The 23,749-nt window shown below is 69.9% G+C and carries 15 protein-coding genes; 3 read left to right on the top strand and 12 right to left on the bottom strand.

The window, feature by feature from the left end; all coding sequences use genetic code 11:
• Positions 1–27: 27 nt before the first annotated feature.
• On the bottom strand, positions 28–1,281 hold the full coding sequence (locus tag AAG565_RS04040) for a serine hydrolase domain-containing protein (protein ID WP_348818267.1): 1,254 nt from the start codon (positions 1,279–1,281) through the stop codon (positions 28–30).
• A gap of 238 nt (positions 1,282–1,519) precedes the next feature.
• Between AAG565_RS04040 and AAG565_RS04045 the strand changes: the two genes are divergently transcribed.
• Together AAG565_RS04045 and AAG565_RS04050 are read left to right on the top strand one after the other, a co-directional pair.
• Positions 1,520–4,531, top strand: a complete 3,012-nt coding sequence (locus AAG565_RS04045; RefSeq protein ID WP_348818268.1) for a discoidin domain-containing protein — start codon at positions 1,520–1,522, stop codon at positions 4,529–4,531.
• Positions 4,528–7,863 carry a glycosyl transferase gene (locus tag AAG565_RS04050; RefSeq protein WP_348818269.1) on the top strand — a complete coding sequence of 1,112 codons (3,336 nt, stop codon included), beginning with the start codon at positions 4,528–4,530 and terminating at the stop codon, positions 7,861–7,863. The genes AAG565_RS04045 and AAG565_RS04050 overlap by 4 nt, the downstream gene beginning before the upstream one ends.
• On the opposite strand, the gene AAG565_RS04055 is transcribed toward AAG565_RS04050, so the two are convergent.
• The 6 genes from AAG565_RS04055 to AAG565_RS04080 form a co-directional block, all read right to left on the bottom strand.
• Positions 7,838–9,541, bottom strand: a complete 1,704-nt coding sequence (locus AAG565_RS04055) for an SbmA/BacA-like family transporter (protein ID WP_348818270.1) — start codon at positions 9,539–9,541, stop codon at positions 7,838–7,840. The two genes, AAG565_RS04050 and AAG565_RS04055, sit on opposite strands and share 26 nt — an antisense overlap.
• 80 nt (positions 9,542–9,621) lie before the next feature.
• Complete coding sequence (locus AAG565_RS04060) at positions 9,622–10,824, bottom strand: EAL domain-containing response regulator (protein ID WP_348818271.1); 1,203 nt, start codon at positions 10,822–10,824, stop codon at positions 9,622–9,624.
• Between the two features lie 50 nt (positions 10,825–10,874).
• Entirely contained in the window at positions 10,875–11,276 is a 402-nt protein-coding gene (locus AAG565_RS04065; RefSeq protein WP_348818272.1) for a hypothetical protein, read from the bottom strand.
• 87 nt (positions 11,277–11,363) lie between these two features.
• Positions 11,364–12,992, bottom strand: a complete 1,629-nt coding sequence (locus AAG565_RS04070; RefSeq protein WP_348818273.1) for an NAD(P)/FAD-dependent oxidoreductase — start codon at positions 12,990–12,992, stop codon at positions 11,364–11,366.
• Entirely contained in the window at positions 12,985–15,804 is a 2,820-nt protein-coding gene (locus AAG565_RS04075) for a penicillin acylase family protein (protein WP_348818274.1), read from the bottom strand. The genes AAG565_RS04070 and AAG565_RS04075 overlap by 8 nt, the downstream gene beginning before the upstream one ends.
• Before the next feature lie 51 nt (positions 15,805–15,855).
• On the bottom strand, positions 15,856–16,926 hold the full coding sequence (locus tag AAG565_RS04080) for an SMP-30/gluconolactonase/LRE family protein (protein WP_348818275.1): 1,071 nt from the start codon (positions 16,924–16,926) through the stop codon (positions 15,856–15,858).
• A 192-nt stretch (positions 16,927–17,118) separates the two neighbouring features.
• Here AAG565_RS04080 and AAG565_RS04085 point away from each other — a divergent pair, with 192 nt between their 5' ends.
• Complete coding sequence (locus AAG565_RS04085) at positions 17,119–18,768, top strand: AMP-binding protein (protein WP_348818276.1); 1,650 nt, start codon at positions 17,119–17,121, stop codon at positions 18,766–18,768.
• 55 nt (positions 18,769–18,823) lie between these two features.
• On the opposite strand, the gene purU is transcribed toward AAG565_RS04085, so the two are convergent.
• The 5 genes from purU to AAG565_RS04110 all read right to left on the bottom strand — a co-directional run bounded on the left by purU (position 18,824) and on the right by AAG565_RS04110 (position 23,677).
• Positions 18,824–19,693: a formyltetrahydrofolate deformylase gene (gene purU, locus AAG565_RS04090; protein ID WP_348818277.1), complete on the bottom strand. Its 870-nt coding sequence runs from the start codon at positions 19,691–19,693 to the stop codon at positions 18,824–18,826.
• A gap of 73 nt (positions 19,694–19,766) precedes the next feature.
• A complete protein-coding gene (locus tag AAG565_RS04095; protein WP_348818278.1) occupies positions 19,767–21,086 on the bottom strand; it encodes a thioredoxin family protein in 1,320 nt (439 codons plus the stop codon).
• Complete coding sequence (locus tag AAG565_RS04100) at positions 21,059–21,826, bottom strand: hypothetical protein (protein ID WP_348818279.1); 768 nt, start codon at positions 21,824–21,826, stop codon at positions 21,059–21,061. Before AAG565_RS04100 ends, AAG565_RS04095 begins: the two co-directional genes overlap by 28 nt.
• Positions 21,827–21,842: 16 nt before the next feature.
• Positions 21,843–22,886 carry a cyclopropane-fatty-acyl-phospholipid synthase family protein gene (locus AAG565_RS04105; RefSeq protein ID WP_348818280.1) on the bottom strand — a complete coding sequence of 348 codons (1,044 nt, stop codon included), beginning with the start codon at positions 22,884–22,886 and terminating at the stop codon, positions 21,843–21,845.
• Entirely contained in the window at positions 22,883–23,677 is a 795-nt protein-coding gene (locus AAG565_RS04110) for a DUF1295 domain-containing protein (RefSeq protein WP_348818281.1), read from the bottom strand. The genes AAG565_RS04105 and AAG565_RS04110 overlap by 4 nt, the downstream gene beginning before the upstream one ends.
• Positions 23,678–23,749: the final 72 nt, after the last annotated feature.

Consider the following 23,749-nt stretch of genomic DNA (forward strand, 5'->3'; position numbering starts at 1 on the left):
TCCGGGCCGTTCGCCGTGGACAACCCGCTACTGCCTGACCCGCGGACATGCCCGCCCGATCGTCGCAATGACACGCCCCAGCCCCAGCAGGCTGTCCGGCGCGATGGTCTTGCCGGTGTTGAGCAGCGCCACGGAGATGTCGCGATCCGGGTCGGCCCAGCAGACGATGTTGAGGAAGCCGAGGTGGCCGAACGCGTGGGGGCAGTTGGCGCCGTAGAGGCCGAAGGGTTTTTCGCCGAGCACGAAGGCCGGTGAGAAACGCACCGGCACCATCAGCGTGCGGTCGAGCTGGATCGGGCCGGCCGGGCGCACGGCCTCGGCGATGGTTTCCGGCTTGAACACCTGCTTGCCTTCCCAGACGCCACCGTCGAGCAGCATCTGGTAGAAGCGGCAGGACTCGTCGGCGGTGGAGTAGATGTTCGCGGCCGGCACGACGGCGTCCATGAAGCGTTCATCGTTCGACAGCGCGGCGAGTTCGTCGAAATCGACGTAGAGCGCGCGGCGCGCGATGTAGGCCAGCGGCGCCGGCAGGCGCGGGCCGGTGAAGGCGTTGAGGGCGGCGGTGGCGCGCTGCTCGGGCGCGAGGCCGTAGCGGAAATAGGTGCAGCCCAGCGGTTCGGCCAGTTCGGTGCGCAGCAGATCCGGCAGCGAACGGCCGCTGACGCGCTGCGCGACTTCACCGGCGATGTAGCCGGCAGTGACGGCGTGGTAAGACTGCTGGCGGCCGTGCGCGGCGTTGGGCCGCGCTGCGCAGAGCAGCTTCAGGATGATGTCGTAGTCGTTGAGCAGCATCGGATCGACGTGCTTCAGCGGCACCTCTGGAATGCCGCCGCGGTGCGCGAGCAGCTGGCGCAGCGTCGTGTTCTCCTTGCCGTGGTTGCCGTACTCGGGCAGGTAATCAGCGACGCGATCGTCCAGGCTCAGCCTGCCCTGCTCGGCGAGCTTGTGGATCAGTATCGCGCTGACGGCCTTGGACGCCGAGAACAGGCAGACCGGCGTGTCCGGCGTCAGCAGTTGCGGGTCATGCTCGTCCTCGCCCGGGGCGTTGCCGCGCGCGTGGCCGATCGCGCGGTCGAGGATCACCTTGCCGTGACGGCGCACCGTCAGCGCGATGCCCGGGTGCAGGCCGCTGCGGTACATCGCCTCGACGGCCTTCCAGATGCGGTCGGTGGCATTGGCCTTGAGGCCGACCTCGGTCGGCGCGGTCTCGCGGCGCGGGTCGTAGGTGGTGACGCGGGTCAGGTCGCGGGGGACGGCAACGCGGTTGGCGCGCAGGAACATCGGTCGGATCCGGATGGAGGCATGAGAGGGCGGCAGTCTAGCGCGCGGTCGCGGTCCAGCCCGATCCACGATGCCGACAGGCCGACCGTGAGCGCGAGTCCGGCGCCGATCCACAGGTCCATTCCCTTTCCCCCTGCCGCCAATGGGCGACCGAAGCTGAGCAGAGTCGCGTCCAGGCGTCAAACGCGCCGCACCGGCGCATCGACTTCCGCGAGCATGAGCAGCAGACTGGAAACCGATGAATCCATCCCATTTCGCACTCGACGCAGGCTGCGCACTGCAGGTCAGCGCGCAGCACTGGGAGACCGCCGTGTCCGGGCAGGCCGAGCTGCGACTGTCGGCCGTGGCCTCGCGGCGCGGCGCCGTGCTCCGGCTCGACATCGATTATCACGGCGGCAGCGGTTTCGTCGTCGCGCGCAAACCGCTGCGGGCGCGCCTGCCGGCGTCGTGGACGGTGCACTTCCGCCTGCGCGGCGAAACCGCAGCGCAGGATCTCGAGGTCAAGCTGGTCGATGCCTCGGGCCGCAATGTCTGGCGACATGTGATCCGTCCGCTCGCGGCATCGGCGCGCTGGCGGCGCTACGAGATTCCGAGCCGGCGGATCGAGTTCGCATGGGGGCCGTCGCATGACGGTGCGCTCGTGGAGCTGGGCGCGATCGAATTTGCGCTCGTCGCCACCGGCGGCGACGGCGGGCGCGGCTGGCTGGAGATCGGCGATCTGCGGCTGATCGCCGACGACACGGGCGGCCCCGTGCTCGCCGACGCATCGAGTGCCCGACCCGGCCGCGAGGCCGCGCAGGCACTGACGCACGTCGGCTGGAAGCCGCAGGTGCACGATGCGTCGCCCTGGCTGCAGCTGGACACGCAGCGGGTGCGGGACTTCGGCGGCGTGGTCATCGAATGGGAGGAAGCGGCGCCGTCCACGGGCTTTCGCATCCGTACGTCGAACACCGGCCGGCGCTGGACGACGCGTTATGCCACCGATCGCGCGGGCGGCCCGCGCAGCTACGTCGCGCTGCCGGACGCGAAGTTCCGCTATCTGCGCCTCGAACTGCGCGATGCGGACGTCGGCGCGCGCGTGCGGCTGCAGAACTTCACCTTCTCGCGCTCGCCGGAGGCTTACTGGCAGCACGTCGCCGCGGCGGAGCCACGCGGCGCTCTGCCGCGCTGGCTGCTGCGCGAGCAATGCCTGTGGACACCGGTCGGCACACCGCACTCGGGCGCGCAGGTGCTGATCGACCAGGATGGGCGCTTCGAGTTCGCGCCCGGCAGCGCGCTGATCGAGCCGTTGCTGTCGGTGAACGGTCGGCTCCACACCTGGGCGGATGTGGACGCACATCCGGCGCTGCAGGACGGCTGGATGCCGCAGCCGTCGGTGCGCTGGGAGACGTCGGCTTGGACGCTGCGCATCGCCGCGGAGGCCACCGCGTCCGGCACGCTGCGGCTGCGCTATCGGCTGACCAATCGCGGCAACCGTCGGCTGGCGGCGCGGCTGTTTCTGCTGATCCGGCCGTTCCAGATCACGCCGCCGTGGCAGCAGCACGGCGAACTCGGCGGCCTGCGTCCGATTCACCGTCTCGCATGGGACGGCGACACGCTGCACATCGACGGACGTGGCGTCGTGCGGCCGCTGAGTCGCACGGCACGGGCGGGTGCGTGGCGCGCCGCGGACGGAACACCGCCTTCGGCGGTACAACTGGATTCCCGCCTCCGTGGCAACGACGAGGCCTGGCAGGCCGACGATCCCGAGGGGTATGCGACCGGCGCGCTCGCGTTCGAGATGAAGGCCGACGCCGGCGCGCACGACGAGGTCCTGCTGTCAGCGGCATCCGCGCCAGAACAGCTCGCCGACGCGGCCGAACCTGCGTTCGACTGGGCCTGCGTGGTGCCGACCTCGATGCTCGCGGCTGGCGGCGATGCGATGGACGCGATGCGTGCCGCGTGGACCGCGACCGCGCACATCCTGGCGACACGCGACGGCGCGGCGCTGCAGCCGGGGCCGCGTCGGTATCGCCGATCCTGGATACGTGACGGCGCGGTGATGGCGGCCGCGCTGCTGCGGATGAAGCAGACCGATGCCGTCGGCGCCTTCATCCGCTGGTATGCGCCCCATGTGCGCGCGGACGGCTTCGTGCCGTGTTGCGTTGACAGCCGAGGCGCGGATCCGCTGGTCGAACACGACAGTCACGGGCAGTGGCTGGCGCTGATTGCCGATCATCAACGGTTCGCGCCGGACCCGGCACTGCTCGACCGCCTGTGGCCGTCGATCGAACGTACCGTGAACCGCATCGGTGGCCTGCTCGACGACAGCGGTCTGCTGCCGGTGTCGGTCAGCCACGAGGGCTATCTGGCGCAGCCGGTGCATGCCTACTGGGACGATGCCTGGGCGGTGCGCGGCCTCCGCGACATGGCGGCGCTCGCTCGCCTGCACCACCGCAGCGAACTCGCGCAGCGCTGTGACGACCTGCAGCGGCGCATCGCCGATGCGCTGTTCGCGTCGATCGCCGCGACGCGCGCACGCCAGTCACTCGACTACATCCCCGGCAGCGTCGAGTGGGCCGACTTCGATCCGACGGCGACCGCACAGCTCATCACGCTGCTCGACCTGCCGCCGCAACTGGACCGTACCGCGGTCGAGCGCACCTACACGCGCTATCTCGACGACTGGCGGAGCAAGCGCCGCAACGAGACAGACTGGGTGAACTACTCGCCGTACGAGATCCGCATCGTCGGCGCGCTGCTGCGCCTGGGGTGGCGCGACGCGGCCCTGGACCTGCTGCGCTTTCTGCTCGCCGATCGCCGCCCGCCGGCGTGGAACCAGTGGCCGGAGATCGCCTGGCGCGACCCGCGCACGCCCGGACATCTCGGCGACCTGCCGCACACCTGGATTGCCGCCGAGTACGTGCTCGCGCTGCGCAGCCTGTTCGCCTACGAGAGCGGAACGCAGGATGCGCTGATCCTCGCGGCAGGCCTCGACGCCGACTGGCTCGCCGGCGAGGGTGTGCGCGTGCACGACCTGCCGACGACCCGCGGCACGCTTCACTACACGCTGCGCCGGCTCGATTCGGCGACGACGCGGTTCGAGCTGCAGCCCGGCGTCGCCGGCAGGATCGTGCTGCGCCCCCCGCTGACCGGGACGATCGTTACGGTCGAAGTCGATGACGAAACGACTGTCATTCATGACGGCACATCGGTCACCATCGACCGCGTCACAACACCGCTGTGCCTGCATATCCGCACCTCACGATGACCACGCCATCACGTCACGAACTGGGCACCGGCCGCTATCGCGTCACGCTGACGGCCAACGGCAGCGGGCGCTCGACCTGGGACTGGATCGCGCTCAACCGCTGGCCGGCCGATGCGGTCGAGGACGCCCACGGCTTCTTCATCTACCTGCGCGACCTCGACTCCGGCGCGCTGTGGTCGGCAGGCTTACAGCCAGTGCCGGACGAAACCGTCATTCGCGCGAACGCGGGACTCCAGACCTCGGGCCTCGCGCTGGATGCCCGCCTGCGCGGGCATGACGCACAAGCGAACGCGCACTTCCGCTGCGAGCGCACCGCAGACGAGGTCCTCTACGTCCGCTGCATGCACGGCATCGACAGCCGCATGGGCGTGCGTGTGGATGCGCAGGACGATGTCGAGATCCGGTGGCTCAGCCTGAGCAACCCGTCCGGCCGGACGCGACGCATCGAGATCACCAGCTGCATCGAGATCGCGCTGGCCCATCCGCAGGCGGATCTGAACCACCCCTGCTTTCTCAAGCTGTTCGTGCAGACCGCCAGCGATCCCGCACGCGGTCTGCTCACCGCCACGCGCCGGCCGCGCGGCAGCGACGAACGCTGGCCGACGATCTTCCACGCGCTGACCGGCGCATCGGCCGAGGCCTGGGAAACCGACCGCGCACGCTTCATCGGCCGCGGGCGCAGCGTCGCACACCCGGCAATGGACATGCGCGGCACCGTCGGCAACGTGCTCGATCCGCTGTTCGCGCTGCGCACGCAGCTCACGCTCGCGCCGGGCGAGACGCGCGAGCTCGGCTTCCTGCTCGGCATCGCCGACGATGCGGAGGCCGCGGCACGGCGCGCAGCGGGGCACGGCGCGCAGCCGTTCGCGCACACGCCCGAGCCCGCGCGTCGCCCAGCGCCGCCGCTCACCCATGGCTTCACGGCAGACGGCCGTGAGTACCGCATCGAGCTGCCGTGGCTCGGCGATGCGCCGGCGCGGCCGCCGATGCCGTGGATCAACGTGATCGCCAACGAGCGCTTCGGCACCCTCGCCAGCGAGGCCGGCGCCGGCTGCACCTGGAGCCGCAACAGCCAGCAGAACCGGCTGACGCCCTGGTCGGCCGATCCGGTCTGCGACCCGCACGACGAGGCGTTCTATCTGCGCGATCTGGACACGGGGCAGTTCTGGTCGGCGCTGCCCGGCCCCACGCCGGCGCCGGTCGCCTACGAGGCGGTGCATGGCTTCGGCTACTCCCGCTACCACTGCACCGCGCACGGCATTGCACAGACGACGACCGTGTTCGTCGCGCGCCACGACCCGGTCAAGTTCGTGCGCCTGCAACTGCGCAACGAGGGCGCCGACGTCCGCAGCCTGGCGGTCGTCGGCTACCAGCGTCTGGTGCTCGGCACGCTGCCCGATGGGCAGCGACCGGTCCGCAGCTGGGTGAACGGCCAAGCGCTGTGCGCGCGCTGCGAGTTGCCGGGCGACTTCGCCGACGGCATCGCGTTCGCCGCCGCGGTCGGTGGCGACGCGGCGGGTCACGGCTGCGACCGGCGCAGCTTCATCGGCCCGAACCGCAGCAGCCGCAACCCTGCGGCGGTCGAGCGCGACGCACTCGATGGCCGCAGCGGCGACAACCTCGACCCCTGCTTCGCGCTGCGCCGCACGATCACGCTCGCACCCGGCGCGACCGCCATCGTCACGTTCATGCTCGGCGAAGCGACGAGTGCGGACGAGCTTGAGCGGCTGATCGCACGCCATGCGACCCAGCAGCGCATCGACGCCGCGCTCGACGAAGTGCGGCAGTTCTGGCGCGACAGCCTCGACGGGCTGCGCGTCGCGACGCCTTCACCCGAGATCGATGCGATGGTCAACGGCTGGCTGCCGTACCAGGCGCTCGCCTGCCGGCTCTGGGCGCGCAGCGCGTACTACCAGTCCAGCGGTGCCTACGGCTTCCGCGACCAACTGCAGGACGCCGGCAATTTTTCGCTGCTGTGGCCGCAACGCACGCGCGCGCAGATCCTGCTGCACGCGCAGCGCCAGTTCGTCGAAGGCGACGTGCTGCACTGGTGGCACGACGCGCCGGTGATCCGCGGCGTGCGCACGCGCTTTGCCGACGACCTGCTGTGGCTGCCGTATGTCACCGACCGCTATGTGCGCGACACCGGCGACGCCACGATCTATGACGAGCCGCTGCCCTTCCTGCAGGGGCCGCAGCTGGCGCCGGACCAGGAGGAGAACTACCTGCAGCCCGCGTTCACCGACGCGTCGGCGACGCTTTACGAGCACTGCTGCCGCGCCATCGACCGCTCGCTGACGCGCGGCGCGCACGGCCTGCCGCTGATGGGCACCGGCGACTGGAACGACGGCATGAACCGCATCGGCCGCGAGGGTCGTGGCGAGAGCGTCTGGCTGGGCTTCTTCCTCTACGACCTGCTGGCACCGTTCATCGCACTCGCGCAGCAGCGCGGCGACGCGGCGCGCGCGACGCGCTACGCCACCTACCGCACAGCGCTGCACGACGCGCTCAACGACGCCGGCTGGGACGGCGCCTGGTACCGGCGTGCCTACTTCGACGACGGTGCGCCGCTGGGCACGAAGGAAAATCCGGAGTGCCGCATCGACGGTCTGGCGCAGGCCTGGGCGGTGCTGTCCGGCGCGGCGCCGCCCGGGCGGGCGGTGCAGGCGATGCAGGCCGCCGCGGCGCAACTGGTCGATGAAGACCACGGCCTGATCCGCCTGCTGACCCCGCCCTTCGTCGATCTGCCGCACGACCCCGGCTACATCAAGGGCTATGTCGCCGGCGTGCGCGAGAACGGCGGACAGTACACGCACGCCGCCTGCTGGGTCGTGGCCGCGGCGGCGCAACTGGGATGGCGCGCGCGTGCGGCACGCTGGCTGGCGATGCTCGGCCCGGCCTGGCACACGCGCGATGCGCAGGCGCTGGATCGCTACCAGGTCGAGCCCTACGTGATCGCCGCGGACATCTACGGCGCCGACCCGCATGTCGGCCGCGGTGGCTGGACCTGGTACACCGGCTCGGCCGGCTGGGCCTGGCGCGTCGCGGTGGAGTCGGTGCTGGGCCTGCGCGTCATCGACGGTCGCCGGCTGCGGCTAGCGCCCTGCGTGCCCGACGAATGGGCCGGCTACCGCATCGACTACCAGCCACCCGGCCTGTCGTCGCGCTATGCGATCGAGGTGGAGAATCCGCAGCGCTGCAGCGCTGCGGTGATCGCCGCGACCCTGGACGGCGCGCCGCTGACGCCGCGCGCCGGTGCGGTGGCGATCGATCTCGCCGACGACGGCGCGCGGCACCGTCTCGTCGTCACGCTGGGACCGGCGCCGGCGTGAGCAGGGTCCAGGTCCAGCTGCCGTCGGCGGCGATGTCCAGCGCGGCGTCGAACAGTCCCGGCGCCTCGTCCGGCTTGGCGAGCACCAGATAGCCGATGCCCTGACGGCCGAGCAGCCGCAGGCTGCGCGCCATCTGCGCGCCGTCCATCGCCACGCTCATGCGATCGAAGAACGCAAACTGGGGACGGGCGAGCAGCACGCGCGCCACCACCAGGCCGGCCTGCTCGCTGACGCCGAGCTCCGCGCCCCAGTCGCGCTCGACGTCGAGCCCGCCGGCCTGCGCCAGCACGACATCGAGTTGCAGCTCGTGCAGTACGCGGTGGATCTCGGCGTCGCTGCGCGTCTCGTGGCCGTTCTCGTGGAGCAGCAGTTCGCGCAGACTGCCGGCCGGCAGGTACGGCAGTTCGGGGACGAACAGCATCGAGGACGCACCGGGCCGCAGGATGCGCCCTTCGCCCTCGCAGGACAGGCCCGCGGTCGCACGGAACAGCGCGACCTTGGCGTGGCCATGGGCGCCGCTGACGCGCACGCGGCGGCCCGGCTCGACGACCAGATCGAGTTCGCGCAGCAGCAACCGGCCATCGGGGCGGCGCAGCGTCAGCTTCTCGTACACCAGCGAGCCATCACGCTCGACCGTTTCGATCGCCGATCGCGGTACCGGGCAGGGCTGCGCGATCGCGTCGGTCAGCCGGCCGAGACGGCCGATCACCGCGGCATAGGCGGAGATCGACTGGAACTGCGTGACCGCCAGCGAGAACGCGCCCATCAGCGTCGAGAACGCCATCGCCGACTGCGTGATCACCCCGAAAGGCACGTCGCCCTGCATGAACAGCGGCGCGACGATCAGCGCCGGGATGATCTGGATCAGGTAGTTGTAGCCGTTGGTGAAGAAGCCGAGGTTGCGGTTGACGGCGATGATGCGCCGCGTGTTGGCGACGACGGCATCGAGGCGCCGCAGCAGGCGGTTGTGCACGTGCGGTTCGCGCTGCAGCAGCGCGATCTCGTCGGCGTACTCGCGCACGCGCAGCAGCTCGGAGCGGAAGTTCGCTTCCATGTCGAGCTGGCGCACGTTGAGTCCGACCAGGCGCCGTCCGACCAGCACGGTCAGCGCCGATCCGACCAGCGCGTACAGCACGGCGACGCCGAACAGGCGCGGACTGATCGACCAGAGCACGCCGGAGAACGCGACGATGGTCACCGTCGCGTTGAGCGTCATCAGCGCGAACGACAGGGTCGTCGTCGTGAATGCGCGGATGTCCTCGGCGATGCGCTGGTCGGGGTTGGGCAGATCCGCGTATTCCTCGATGCGGTAGTAGGCGCGCTGCGCCAGATAGCGGTCGAGGATGTGATGGGTCTGCCAGGTCCGCCACAGCAGCGCCAGCCGCTCCTCGACGAAGCGGAACACGACCGCGGCGACGGTGGACAGCGCGAACACGCCGACGTAGAGCCAGGCCATGCGGACGAAGCCGGCGCGGTCGCGGCCCTCGATCGCCGAGATGAAGTCGCGGCCGACGTAGCTGTTGATCACGTTGAGGCCGTTGATCACCACGAGAAACGCGATCAGTACGCCCATCATCGCAACCGAGCGGCGCCCTTCCGGCGAGGCCAGAAAGGTCGCGGTCGTCCGCCTGAAGCGGGCCCAGGTTTCCCAGCCGAGCACGTGGCCGTTGGCGTTCATTCGCGAGGCGTGATCCGACACGAGCGCGGAACGGCCGCGCACAGGCCGGCGAGGTTAGCAGACGCCGGAAGGCGCGCGCCTCAGGCGGCGCGTTCGGTCCAGCGCCTGACGAAGCCGGGAATGTCGGCCGCGGCGAGCGGCAGCGAGGCGATGTAGCCCTGGATCTGGTCGCAGCCGAGACGTTCGAGCAGGCGCCAGTCGGCCCAGCGCTCGACGCCCTCGGCGACCACCGTCATGCGCAGGCGCTTGCCCAGTTCGATGCTGCTGGTCAGGATCGACTGCAGGTCGGGATCGTCGGCGGCGCCATCGACGAACGAGCGATCGATCTTGAGCTCGGTGAACGGCAGGCGCCGCAGCCGCGCGAGGCTCGAATGGCCGGTGCCGAAGTCGTCGATCGACAGCTTGAAGTTGCGCAGGCGGAAACGCGACAGGATGTGCAGGATCTCGGCGGTGCCCATCACCTGGCTCTCGGTCACTTCCATCGTGATGCTGGTGTGATCGACACCGGCCTTGGATGCCATGTCCTCGACCATGTCCGGCAGATCCAGGCGGCGCAGCGACTGGGTGGAGACGTTGACCGCCAGACCCAGTTCGAGGCCGGCGCGACGCCATTCGCCGGCCTGGGCGATCGCCTTCTGCAGCACCGCCAGCGTCAACCGCGTGATGCGCTTGGACGTCTCCTCGGCGATGTCGATGAACGCGCTCGGCTGGATCAGTCCGTAAGCCGGATGGCGCATGCGCACCAGCGCCTCGACGCCGGCGACCTGACTGTCGGAGACGCGGATCTTGGGTTGGTAGAAGACCTCGATGCGGTTGTCGTCGATCGCCGCTTCCAGTTCCTGTGCAGTGATCGTCAGCGCCGGGCGTCCGCGCTTGGGCGCGACGATGCGGTGGTACTGGGCGACGACCTCGGCGATCTGGTCCTCGCGGAACGGCTTGCTGATCGAACCGAGCACGCGCAGGCCCAGCTGCTCGGCCATGTCGGCGACGGTCTTGATCAGCTTGGGATCGACGCCGGACAGCAGCACGACACCGGCCTCGATGTTGCGTGCCGCCAGCCCGCGCAGCGTCTCGACACCATCGACGCCGGGCATCGCCAGGTCGCAGAACAGCAGATCGACCGGTTTTTCCAGCCCGTCGATGGCGCGGAACGCCGACACGCCGTCCTCGGCCTGCTCGACATGACCGATCCCCTGCGCTTCGAGCATGGCCGAAACCATCTCGCGCATGGTGCGTGAATCATCGACGACCAGGGCCGTCAACGCCGCATTACGCTTGTCCATCATGTCTCCCCAGCGGGCGATCGCCCGCCTCGCGGGCCTGCGCCCCGCCCTCAGTGCAGCTGGCCGGCATCGGGCTGCTGATCATCGTTGCGCCGGCGGCGGCCGCCGGCCCAGGCCTGTCGCCGGGCGTGCGCCCGTGCGCGCGCCGTTTCGAGCGTGCGCAGGTCCTCGAGGTCCGGCGCCTCGGAGGGATGCCGGAATGCGTCCGCCTGCAGGCGCGCCGCGCCGGCCGGGGTCAGCACGACGTCCATCGCGTCGGGACGGTCGCGCACCTCGAGCAGGCCGCGGCGCAGCAGGATGCGCACGGCATCGCGGAAGTCGCTGTTGCGCAAGCCGGTGCGCTCCCAGGCACGTTGCAATGCGGCCACCGACAGCAGCCCGCCGGCCCTCAGGCCGCTGGCATCGTAGATACTGAGCAAGGCCCGTTCGAGGGTGCTGTCCAGAACCTGCATCGACCGACTCGTCGCGTGTGTGCTCCGATTGCACTCCGGCGACCGCAACGCGGCAGGCACCAGCCGACAGCCGGTAGCAACGGCCGACTATCCGGCACCGAGCATCACGCGCGCGGCGTTGCGGCCCGGTGCGCCGCTGACGCCGCCGCCGGGATGGGCGCCGGCACCGCACAGGAACAGGCCCGGCAGCGGCGTGCGGTAGTCGCTCCAGCCCGGCACCGGGCGGAAGCCAAACAGCTGATGCAGCGGCATCGCGCCGTGAAAGATGTTGCCGCCGGTCAGTGCGAAGCGCCGCTCCAGCTCCAGCGGCGACAGCACCTGCCGGTGCAGCACCGACGCGCGGAAGTTGGGCGCATGGCGCGTCACCGCGTCGATGCAGGTGTCGGCGAAGGCCTCGGCGATGTCGTCCCAGCGCGCGTCGCGCAGCCGATACGGCGCGTACTGCACGAACAGCTGGGCGATGTGATGACCCGGCGGCGCGAGCGTCGTGTCCACCGAGGTCGGCAGCGTCAGTTCGACGACCGGCGCGCGCGAGGGGGCACCGCGGCGCGCGTCCTCGTAAGCGGCCTCGATGTATTCGAGCGTCGGGCTGATATGGATCGTGCCGCGGTGCTGCGCGCCGACCGCGGACTTGCCCGGCATCGACGTGAAATCCGGCAGCTCCGACAGCGCCAGGTTGATCTTCATCGACGCGCTCGCATAGTCGATGCGCGCCACCGCCGCGCGGAACGGCGCCGGCAGCGCATCCGCGCCGAGCAGGCGCAGAAAGGTGATCTCCGGCGTCGCGTTCGACACGACCATGTCCGCCGCGACCACTTCGCCGGACGCCAGCCGCACGCCGCAGGCGCGGCCGCCGCGGACCTCGATCTGCGCCACCTCGGCGTTGGTGCGGATCTGCACGCCGGCGGCCTCGGCCGCCGCGCGCATCGCCTGCGTGAGCGCACCCATGCCGCCTTCGACATAGCCCCAGACACCACGCGCGCCACCGGCGGTGCCCATCACGTGATGCAGCAGCACGTAGCCGGTGCCCGGCGCCGACGGCGGCGCGAAGGCGCCGATGATCGCATCGGTGGCCAGCGTGGCCTTGAGCGCGTCGGACTCGAACCAGCGCTGCAGGATCGGCGTCGCCGCGCCGGTCAGCAGCTCCAGCGCCTGCGGCAGTTCGTCGCCGAGTTGCTTCAGGCTGCGATGGAACCTCAGCGCGCGGCGCAGGTTGGCGAGCCGGTTGCGCAGCCCGCGGCGGCGCCACTGCGGCGGCAGCGGCAGCAGGTCCGGCGGAATGTCCTCGAGCGCCGGTTCCAGCGCCTCGGCGACGCGCGTCAGCCAGGACTCGTAGCGTGGATACGCGTCGGCATCGCGCACCGAGAACTTGGCGATCTCGCGCCGGTTCAGCGCGGCGTCCGGCCCCATCAGCAGGCTGCGGCCGTCCGGCAGCGGCGTGAACGACGAGGGATTGCGCGCCAGCACGCGGTAGCCGTACTTGTGCAGTTCCAGCTCGCGCTCGACCTGCGGCAGCAGCAGCGAGACGAGGTAGGACGCCGTGGAGGCCCGATAGCCGGGCGCGAACTCCTCGGTGACCGCAGCGCCGCCGACGATATCGCGCCGTTCCAGCACCAGCACCCGGCGTCCGGCGCGCGCCAGATAGGCCGCGCACACCAGCCCGTTGTGACCGGCGCCGACGACGATGACGTCGTGGCGGCGCGCCGCCTCAGTCATCGGCCGGCTCGTAGCCGACGCGCTGCACCCACGAGCCGCGATCCTCGTAGGGCATCGTCACGCAGCTCGTGCCCGGCAGCGTGTCGGACCCCGGTCCGATCACGCCGGTCAGCGAACACAGCTGCGAGCGCGGATGGATGCGCCGGCACTTGTCCAGGTCGGCGACGGTCAGCGCCGCACTGCCGTTGTACGCTGCCGCCAGCGCCGCGAGCGCGCGCGTCAGCGCGGCACGCATCACCTCGTCGCGGCTGCGGCCATTGCGGTAGTCGCGGCGCAGCGCCAGGCCCGAGTGCTGCGGATCGAGCGCGCGCAACACGAGGTTGTCCATCACGCTCTGGTCGAAGACATGGCTGCCGACGCCAGCGAGGCGGCCGAAGATGGTCAGGCCGGCTTCGGGGTCCGGGTTGTTCGGATCGGCGTCCGGTACGCCCGGGTCGATGACGCGGTTGCGCAGGGCGCCGAACAGCTCCTCGCGCAGCGCATCGACCAGCGCGGCGAACAGCGTCGGCGCGACGCCGTCGCGCGCGTCCTCGGCGACGATGTCCTGCTCCGGCCCGAAGGCGACGCCGTCCCAGGCGAGAACGGTGTCGAGCAGCGCGCGTTCGACGTCGCCCAGCGTCGCGCCAGCACTGGCGCGGAAGGCGGCGAGCAGCGGCAGGTACTCGCGCGCACGGTGGTCGCGGATGCCATGGTGGCGGTCGATCTCGCGCAGGTCGGCGAAGGTCCAGTCGCTGCGCGTCGCCAGCTTGTCCTGGATGCTGGTCACGCGCTGGCCCGGCCCTCCGGGCCGCGAGGTGCTGCCCAGACCTTCGCCGTCGAGCCAGCCGTAGGCCGGCTTGTTGTTCCAGTTGGCGACATAGCCCTGCGGTGGATCGATCGCGTGCGGCAGTTCGCCGAACGCCAGCGGCGCGCCGAAGTCGAACGCGCCGCTGCCGGGGATCGGCAGGCGCATGTCGGTGTCGGCGCTGCGGCGCGGGAACAGCCCCGGATGGAAATAGCCGATGTGACCGTCGCGCGTGGCGACGGTGACGTTCTCGTTCCAGGTCACTTTGCTGACCGCTTCGCGGAACTCGTCGAAGCTGCGCACTCGCGCCCAGGCGCCGACGCCTTCGATCGTCTCGATCTCGCGGCCGAACATCGCGTACTGCAGGCTGCGCGCCAGCCCCGCCGCGTCGTCGCGGGCGACGATCGGCCCGTGCACGGTGCGGCAGACCTGCACGGTCGTGGACCGCGCCGGCGGACCGAACGGAATGCCCTGCTGCGACAGACGGTACGCGATGGTCTCGTCGCGGCAGGCCATGTCCTTCCACTGGCCGTCGTGGAAATACTGGTTCGCACTGCAGCTGCCGGCCGCCTGCTGGGCGGTGGAGCAGATCGTCTCGACGAAGGAGTCGATGGTCTTGCTGTAGCCCGTCGTCAGGCCCCAGGCGGCGTGCTCGGTATAGCCGATGCCGACCGCCGGCAGGATCGGCACCGACGAACCGCGCGCGTGGTAGTCGCCGGCGTGGATCTCGAACTCGACCAGCAGCAGCGGATAGCTGTAGCCGAGCTGCGGCCCGCCGACCATCAGCGTGCCGCCACCACGCGTGCGCGACGGCGCCAGTGCGTAGGCCATGCTGCCGCCGTGCAGCTGCGCGCGCAGATCCTGCAGTGCGCGGATCGCCGAACGCACGGCGGCGCGCGCGGCGCGCGCCCTGTCGGCCTGTGTGGCCCGGGCGGAGCCCGGTTTGCGCGACAGCCCTTCACCGCCCGCGCCGAGCCCGCCGCTGTACGCCCGCGCCTTGCCGATCGGCAGCGAACAGTCCGCGGGCGCCGGCGCGTGACCGGTGCCCGGCCCTCTCCAGATCGTCTCCGGCAGGGTCAGCGCCCAGTCGGCCATCGCGCGGAACACGGCATCGCGGCCGGCGGCCGGCTCCGGCTGGTTGGAGAACGTGCCGACCGTGCGCGGCACGCTGACCGCTGCCTTCGGGTCGTCGAGCCAGTTCAGGTCGAGGAAGGCATCGTAGGCTGCGCTGCGCGAACCGTACTCGGCTTCGAGCTGCCTGAGCATCTGGATGTTGAGGAACTCGTTGCCGCCCTCGGACGCGACGAAACGCGTGATATAGACACCGGCGGCGAGCACGTCCTTGACCGTGAACGGCGCCGGCGTGGTCGTCAGCAGCGCGTACTCGGCCGGCAGCAGCGACGGATCGGTCTGCACGCGCGCCAGCCAGGCATTGGCGCCATCGACGTAGCCGAGCACCGCCTGCTGGGCGTCGGCCGACGCCGCGTCGAAGAACGCCTGGTACTCGGCGTCGCTGTAGGTCACGGTACGCTGCTGGATGTCGGCGGGCACGCTGCCGCAGCCGGCCAGTTCGCCGAAGGTGCCGGCGCCGAAACGGCGCACCGCGTCCATCAGGAACAGGCGATCGCGCGCGATGGCGTAGCCGACGCCGAACCAGCCGTCGCGCAGCGTGCGGCCATAGACGATCGGCACGCCGTAGGCGTCGCGGTAGATCTCGACGCCGTCTTTGGGGCGCTCCGGCGTACCGGGCTTGGTCCCCAGCGCACCGGGCTTGGCGTCGAAGGACCAGTACAGCAGGCGCTGGTCGTCCACGTGCGCGCCGTAGTCGGCAGGGTTGCCGGTGAGGCTGCCCTGAGCCTGACCGGCCACCGAGAAGAAACCGGACTGTCCCGGCGGCAGCGCGGTCTCCGCCTTGAGCACGAGAGAATCCGCACCCGCTGCGCGGTCCGGCGTCTCCGAACTGCCGCAGGCCGCCACCAGCCCCGCTCCCAGCGCCAGCACCGCCGCGCGCCCGACACCCTTGGTCATCCGTCTCTCCTCCGAGCGGTAGCGCCGACGCGCACGCCCCGGATCTGCACCCTATTTCTGGATCGCGCTCAACGGCAGCCTGCCGATCGCCGTGTCGGTGAGGCTGCCCAGATACAGCGCATCGCCGTGCTGCTCGACGCTGGTGATCGGCGCATACGCGCCGCGGCCCTTGTACTGCAGGTTGGCGACCACCTTGCCGTCGAGATCCAGCCCCAGCACCCAGCCGTGATGCGCCGGCCCCGGCTGCAGGAAATCCGGCAGGCGGAACACGATCCTGCGCAGGTCCGGCTTGGGCAGCAGCGCATCGAGCGCGGCGGTGCGCGGCGCGTACAGCGCGAGCCAGAACTGACCCTTGTCGTTGTAGCTGAGGTTGTCGGGAAAGCCCGGCAGGTTGTCGATGAAGATGTCCGAGGTGCCGGCCTTTTCGCCCTTGAGCCAGTAGCGGCGCACGCGGTACTTCGTGGTCTCGCTGACCAGCACGTAGGCGTCATCGGGACCGACGGCGACGCCATTGGCGAAGTACAGGTCGCGCAGCAGCACCGTGGTCTTGTCGGTGTCGAAGTCGTATTCGAGCAGACGGCCATTGGCGCCGTGCTCCATCACGTCGGCCATCGTGTCGGGCCACGCGAACTTCGAGGACGCATCGGTGAAATAGACCTTGTGCGTCATGCGCGTGTTGTCCACGTCGTCCACAAAGCGGAACGGCACGCCCTCGGCCTCGACCGCGAGCAGCTGCTGGGCGCCCTGCCCGCCGACCAGCAGCAGGCCCTTGACCGCGTCGGCGACGAGCACGCCGCCGCGCGGACCGAAGCTCAGGCCCAGCGGCCGGCCGCCGGTATCGGCGAGCAGCATGCCGCCGCTGCCGTTGCGGTTGAACATCATCACGCGGCCGTCGTCGTAGCCGGCATAGATGCGGCCGGCGGCGTCCACCGCGATGCCTTCCGGTCCGCGGCCGACGCCCTCGGCCAGCCGCTCGACCGCCTTGAGCGTCTCGTTGTACGGATAGGCGCCGTCGGCAAGCGGTTGCGGCGTCCACGCCCTGGGCTCGATCGGCACCGGCCAGAACAACAGATAAGCCACGACCAGACCCAGCGGCAGCACCAGATAACCCAGCAGTCTCAAGTTGTTATCCCCGTTTTGTCGTCCTTGAACCGCGGCCGCGTCCGGCCAGCGGGCGCAGCCACTATAATGCCCGGCCACTTGGCCGCACGCATCCACTCCGAAAGGACTGCGCGGCGGCCCGTCGCGGCCGGCCGGGGTTCGGGGCGCCACCGCGGCGATTTCAGCCAACACGCTTTGTTTGGGGGAAACCGAATGTCCGTCAAGAATCCCGTCGAGACGCTGCTGCAATGGGCCAAGGAGAAGCCCAATCAGGGCTGGCTGTTCCAGCCGGTCAACGGCGTCTGGAAGAAATACACCTGGGCCGAGTGCGAGGCGCAGGTGCGCTCGATGGCCACGGCGCTGCGCAATCTCGGCCTGCCGGCCGGCGCCGCCATCGCCATCTCGGGCCGCAACACCGCGCACTGGTTCCTCGCCGACATGGCGATCGCGATGGCCGGCTACGTCAGCGTCGGCCTGTATCCCAAGCAGGCGCCGGACGCGGTCAAGTACATCCTCAATCACTGCGAGGCCAAGGCGATCTTCATCGGCCCGATGCCGGACGTGGACGAGTTCATGGGCTGCCTGCCGCAGGGCATCATCACGATCGCCTTCCCGTATCCGGACGTCCCCAAGTGCGATCACAACTGGGATGACCTGGTGCGCGCCAGCGAACCCTTCGCCGGTTACCAGCCGCCCGACCCCAAGCAGATGGTGTCGCTGATCTACACCTCCGGCACCACCGGCAACCCCAAGGGCGTGATCATCACCGGCGAGAACCTGACCTTCGCGACGCAGGGCCTGCTCAAGGCGATGCCGGCGATCGGCCAGGAACGTTTCTTTTCCTATCTGCCGTTGGCGCACGCCTTCGAGCGCGGCGCGGTCGAGCTGGCGTCGATCTATCTCGGCGGCGAGGTCTGGTTCCTGGAGAACCTCGACAAGCTCGCCGAGCAGCTCAAGGAAGTCGCACCGACCCGCTTCTACGGGGTGCCGCTGGTGTACAGCCGCATCCAGGCCGGCGTGCTCAAGAAGATGCCGCAGGAGAAGCTCGACCGTCTGCTGCGGATTCCTCTGCTGTCCAGCCTGATCAAGAAGAAGATCAGGAAGGCGATCGGCCTGCAGAACGCGCGCTACCTGTTCGTCGGCGCCGCACCGATGCCGGTGCCGCTGATGGAGTGGTTCGCCAAGCTCGGCATCACCATCCTGCAGGGCTACGGCATGACCGAGAACAACATCTACGCGACCGCGAGCCTGCCGGGCGCCAACCGCCTCGGCGCGGTCGGCCGCGCGATGCCGGGCGCCGACATGCGCCTGTCCGAGGAAGGCGAGATCCAGTTCAAGCATCCCGGCGTGACGCTCGGCTACTACAAGGACAAGGACAAGACCGACGAGCTGTTCACCGCCGACGGCTGGCTGCGCACCGGCGACAAGGGCCGTATCGACGAGGACGGCTACCTGTACATCACCGGCCGCGTCAAGGACATCTTCAAGACCCTCAAGGGCAAGTACGTCGCGCCGGCACCGATCGAGGGCGCGCTGTCGCGCAACACCGACATCGACCAGCTGTGCTTCGTCGGCGCCGGCCTCAAGCAGCCGATCATGATCGTCACGCTGTCCGCCAACGGACTGGCCAAGCCGCGCGCGGACGTCGAGAAAGGTCTGATCGCCGACATGGAGGCGGTCAACGCCACGCTCGAACCCCACGAGCAGATCGCCAAGATCGTCGTCGCCAAGGACGCCTGGACCATCGACAACGGCGTGATGACGCCGACGATGAAGGTCAAGCGCAACGAGGTCGAGAAGCGCTATCTGCCGCTGCTCGAAAAGCACGCCAACGACTACAAGACCAAGGTGGTCTGGGAGTGAGGCCGGCGGCGGGCGCTGCGCATGGCTGCGGCGCACCGCCCGCCCGCCCGCGGCATCAGGCGAACACGATCGTCTTGTTGCCGTTGACGATGATGCGGTCCTCGACATGCCAGCGCACGGCGCGGGCCAGCACCTGCCGTTCGAGATCGCGGCCGAGGTGACGCAGGTCCGGCACCTCGTGGCGATGGGTCGCGCGCACGGTGTCCTGCTCGATGATCGGTCCCTGATCGAGGTCCGAGGTCACGTAGTGCGCAGTCGCACCGATGACTTTCACGCCGCGCTCGTAGGCCTGCCGGTAGGGATCGGCCCCGACGAAGGCCGGCAGGAAGCTGTGGTGGATGTTGATGATGCGGTTCGGGAACCCGGCGACGAATTCCGGCGACAGGATGCGCATGTAGCGCGCCAGCACGATCAGGTCGGCCTGGCCGCCGAGCAGGTCCAGCATGCGCGCCTCGGCCCGTGCATGCGTCGCGCCATCGACCGGCACGTGCTCGTAGCGCACGCCGAAGCGCTCGACCGCGTCGCGCAGGTCGGGGTGATTGGAGATCACCATCGGGATCTCGACGCCCAGCTCGCCGCGCTGCCAGCGCCACAGCAGCTCCATCAGCGCGTGATCGTGCTTCGACACGAGGATCGCCATGCGCAGGCGATCGGCGGCATAACTGATGTGCCACTGCATGCCGAACCGTCGCGCAACGACTTCGTCGAAAGCCTGTGCCAGCGCGCTGCGCGAGACGTCCAGATGCGGCGTCTGGAATTCCAGGCGCATGAAGAAGCGCCCGCCTTCCGGATCGGTCGAATGCTGGTCCAGCTCGGTGACGTTGACACCGTGGTGATAGAGGAACGTCGTCACCGCCGAGACGATGCCGGGTCGGTCCGGGCAGGCGATCAGCAGGCGGGCGGTGGTGTCGGATGCGGCGGTCATGAACGGGTACGGACGGCAAATCGCGCGGCTTTATAGCCGGTCGCGGCCGGTTTTGCGAACCGGCGAGCCCGTCTCAGCCCTGCAGCAGGGCCTTGAGCCGGGCCGCTTCCTCCGGGAACCACGGCCCGTTGGCCTTCAGCGTCTCGGCGACGACGCGGCGGGCGTCGGCGTCACGGCCGAGCGCGCGCAGCGCGCGCACGCGCTGCTCGGCCACCTGCAGGCGGTTGATGCCGTAAGCCTTGGCCGCGGCCAGTTCGAGATACGGCAGCGCCTCGGCCGCCTTGCCGCGCGAGAGCAGGCTGCGACCGTGGCGGAAGGCATAGACGTAATCCTCCGGGTATGCCGCGATCAGCTGCACCATCAGCGCGTCCAGGCGCGCGTAGTCACCGCTGCGCCGCGCCAGCCGTTCCAGATACACGCGCAGGTTGTCGGCGAGGTTGCGGTCCTTGCCCAGGTCCTCGCCGATGCGCGCACGGACGTCCGCCACCGCGCGCTCCAGCAGCGTGCGCTCGGCGTCCGCGTCGCCCAGCGCCAGGTGCAGGTCGGCGGTGGTCAGCACCACCGAACGCGTGTCGGCGCAACGATCCTTGCCGAATGCACCGCGCTCGACCAGTTCGAGCATCCGCGCGCGCTGCGCGACCAGCAGCGGCTTGTCGGCGGCGTCGGCCGCGCAGGCTAGATAGCGATCGACCTCGTAGGGACGCTGGCAGCCGAGCGCGCCGTCGAGCACGCGCGGGCCTTCACTCATGCAGGCGAGCACGTCGTGCTGCTGCGCCGCGTCCAGAAAGCGCAGCCGCGCCAGCCAGGACTGGCCGCGCGCATCCGCCTCGATCGCAGCGCGCGCGGCTGCCGGCAGACCTGCGAACCAGGCCAGGCCACCGGCGCCGTCATAGCGCGCGTGATACGACTGCAGGACCTCACGGGCGGCCGCCAGCGATGCCGCGCCGCCGTCCTTGACGCGCGCGGCCAGCGCATCGAGCGTGCCACCGCGGTCGAGCAGATCGTTGACCGCCGCATAGAAATCCGCGCGGGACTGCTCGCCGAGGATGCGGCCGAGTTCGCGGCCGTCCGCGTCCAGCAGCACGTAGCTCGGCAAGGCCTTCACGCCCAAGCGCGCCTTGAGCGCGGCGCCCTCCGGCGAGTCGGCGTCCTGTTCGAGCACCACGGCGCGCCTGCGCACCGCGTCCCACTCGCTTCCGGTGAGCACGTTGCGCGCCATGTAGTAGCACGAGTAGCACCAAGGGGCGTGGAAATCGATCAGCACGGCGGCGCGGCGCTCGCGCGCGTCGGCGAGCGCCGCCTGCAGCTGCGGCTCGGGCGCGATGTCCGCGGCCGCGGCCAGCGCCGGGATCGCGGACAGAAGGATCAGCAGGACAGCGTGGCTTCGGGACACGTCGGCTCCAGCGGTGGCAGCACCGCGACGACTTTCGGCGGCTCCGAATAATAGGCAATCCGGGTCACGAAGAGCTGGCCGGTCGCGGGATCGCGGATGTTCGACACGCCGCGGTACTCCAGCAGGCGCCGCCGCTGCGGGTCATAGACCATCTCCAGCGGATCGACCAGCAGGCGCAGGAAGGAATCCGGCTCGACCAGGAAACGCACGGCCGGCCTGTCCTCGAACCGGGTGTCGCCGATGCGCCGCGCGCGGAAGCGGAAGGCATCGAGGCTGCCAGCGACGACCAGGCGGAAGTTCAGCGGCTGGCCGGCCAGCAGCGCATCGAAGCTGGACACGATCAGGCCGTGGAAGCCGGAATCGGCACACATCGCCCCTTCGTGCTTCACGCTCGCCGATTCGAGCCGGGCGCCGGCCTGGCCACGCCGTTCGAGCCGGATCTTGTCGCCGACCGCCGTGATCGCCTCGGTGTAGCCCTGCTCGGGCAGATCGAGCCGGTACGTCGGAATATACGGATCGGCGCTGAAATCCAGCGACTTGACCCCCAGCAGCCGGCCGTCCGGCCAGTAGTAGCGGATGCTGCCGCCGGTCCAGCGGCCGTCATCGATGCGCTGCTCGTGCACCTCGGTGTAGAGATGCCGGTCGGTCTTCAGGTCGAAGGCGTAGCCATAGAACCGTTCGGTGGCGGCGCTCGCGGGCAGCGCCAGGAGTCCAAGCAGAAGTGCGGCGGACCTGCGCATCATCGGCCTCCGGTACTCATCGTCGGGCGAACAGGTAATGGGCGACGCCCCACTCGTCGCCGTCGGCGTAGCCGAACAGCTCGGCCACCGCCATGTAGAACATGCGCCAGCGCTGGAACCAGATCGAGGCATCGTGCTCTCCGTAGGTCCTGGCGAACACGCCGAGAATCTCGTCGCGCTTCGCGTCCATGCCGGCGAGCCAGTGATTCGCCGTACGTTCGTAGTGCGTACCCGACACCCACCACTGGCGCAGCAGTTTCACGTCGTCCTGGAAATTGAGCAGCAGGTTCTCGCTCGGCATCGTGCCGCCGGTGAAGAAGTAGCGGCTCATCCAGTCGGATTCGCCCTCGTCCTGGAAATGGTAGGCCAGCAGCTTGTGCGCGAAGATGTGCACGAACAGGCGCGCGTCCGGCTTCATCCAGCGCGCGACCTTGGCCAGCAGCAGGCCGTAGTTCTTCATGTGCTCGAACATCTCCACCGACAGCACACGGTCGAAGCCCGCCTCGACCCCGGGAGCGGGAAAGTCGAAGTCCACGATATTGCCGGTCAGGATGGTCAGATTGCGCAGGCCGCGCTCGGCGGCGCGCGCGAGGATGAACTCGCGCTGGCCGTGCGAGTTCGACAGGCCGACGATCCGTGAACCCGGATAGCGCTCGGCCAGCCACAGCGACAGCGAGCCCCAGCCGCAACCCAGATCGAGCACGCGCTGACCGTCGGCCAGCGTCGCGCGCTCGGCATAGAGCCGGAACATCCGTTCCTCGGCCTGCGCCAGCGTCTCGGTGCCGTCCGGGTACAGCGCGCAGGAGTATTTGAGCCTGGGCCCGAGATGCAGGTGGAAGAACTCTGCCGGCACCTCGTAATGCTGCGCATTGGCGGCGCCGGTCTCGATCGCGATCGGACTCGCCCGCAGCTCGTCGAGGAGGCGGTTGTAGCGCTGCGAGCGCCGCTCGCCGTTGCCGGCGGCTTCGTCGGCCAGCCGTCTGCGGACCAGCTGGCGCATGCCCAGTCGCGCGAGCACGTCGGGCACAAAGCCGCGCTCGCAGAGGTCGATCACATTCATGGTGCAGGTTTCGGATCCTTGGGTGGCCAGGGAATCAGCGCACTGGTCGTGCGCACGTATTCGGCGTAGCCCGGCTTGCGCCGGACCATCTCCGCTTCGAGCAGCGGCACGCCGGAGAGCCTCAGCAGCAGGAAGGCCATGACCGCGGGTGCGCCCAGCGCCAGCCAGCCCCAGGGCGCGCCCAGCGCCAGCGGCACGTAGGCGAGCCAGTGCAGGCACTCAAAGAAGTAGTTCGGGTGACGCGAGTAGCGCCACCAGCCGTCGCGGCAGACCTGGCCGCGCTGGGCCGGATCGGCGCGGAAGCGCTCCATCTGGCGATCGGCGACGCCCTCGCCGACGACCGACGTGACCCACAGCGCGATGGCCAGCAGCAGCGCGGCGGCCGACGGCATGTCGGCGCGGTAGGCCACCGGCGCGAAGGCCGAAGCCGAGAGCAGCAGGGTGAAAACGTTCTGGAACTGGAAGAACCAGAACATCTTGACGTCGGCGCGCGCGCCCCATTCGGCGCGCAGCTGCGCATAACGCCAGTCCTCGGGCCTGCCGTGATTGCGCCGCCACAGGTGCAAGCCCAGACGCAGGCCCCAGGCGCCGCCCATCAGCGCGAGCAGGATGCGGACTCCGGGCGGCGCGGTGCCGCACAGCGCGTACAGCACGGCGAGACTGCCGAGGGTGTAAGCCCAGATCGCATCGACCATCCCGGCATTGCGGTTGCGCAGCTGCCACAGCCAGGCGCCGGTCTTGGCGCCGACGACCACCAGCACGCTGAGCAGAAAGGCCATCGCGACGTTCATGACTCCACTCTACGGATGCGATCGCGATCCGGATGAGGGCAGGTTCACACGAAATCGTCTACATTCTGGCCA

The organism is Fontimonas sp. SYSU GA230001, assembly GCF_040066175.1.
Lineage (GTDB): Bacteria > Pseudomonadota > Gammaproteobacteria > Nevskiales > Nevskiaceae > Solimonas.